The 741-nt window shown below is 69.2% G+C and carries 1 protein-coding gene; it reads right to left on the bottom strand.

The annotated features are described in order from the left end of the window. Positions 1 to 741, bottom strand: a 741-nt coding sequence (locus IRT45_RS36395; RefSeq protein ID WP_194810275.1) for an AMP-binding protein, incomplete at both ends; no start/stop codon positions are given.

The following is a 741-nucleotide window of genomic DNA, read 5'->3' as shown; positions in this document are numbered from 1 at the left end:
TGCAGCCGCGCGTCCAGTACGTAGACCTGGGTGTTGAACACCGGCGCGCCGATCGGCACCGACGCCACATCCGCGTCGACGACCTCGTGATAGGTGACGTCGACCGCGGCCTCGGTCGGGCCGTAGAGGTTGTGCAGGCGAGCGCCGGTCAGGCGGCGCAACTGCTGTGCGGTGGTGCCGGGCAGCGCCTCACCCGAGGCGAAGACGTTGCGCAGACCGGTGCATTCGGCCGCGGCCGGCTCGGCGACGAAGACCGCGAGCATGGACGGCACGAAGTGAGTGACCGTCACACCCTCGCGCACGATGACCTCGGCCAGATAGGCCGGGTCGCGATGCCCGTCCGGTCGCGCCACCACCAGGCACGCGCCGACCTGCAAGGGCCAGAAGAACTCCCACACCGACACGTCGAAGGTGGCCGGGGTCTTCTGCAGCACCACATCGTCGGCGGCGAGGCCGTACTGGGCGTGCATCCACACCAGGCGGTTCACGATCGCGGTGTGCGGAACGGCCACACCCTTCGGGCGGCCGGTGGAGCCGGAGGTGAAGATCACGTAGGCGGTATTGCCCGGTCGCAGCGGCGCGGTCCGGTCGGCGTCGGTGAGCGGCGCGTCCGAATATCCGGACAGCTCGAGCCGATCGATACGCACCTCGGGCGCGATATCGCTTGCGGTAGAAACGTTTTCGCGCAGCGCCTCGCCCGAGGTCAGCACGCAGACCGGACGGGCGGTGTCGAGGATGTAG

The organism is Nocardia sp. BSTN01 (assembly GCF_015354405.1).
Classification (GTDB): domain Bacteria; phylum Actinomycetota; class Actinomycetes; order Mycobacteriales; family Mycobacteriaceae; genus Nocardia.
This window is presented reverse-complemented; position numbering and strand designations above follow the sequence as displayed.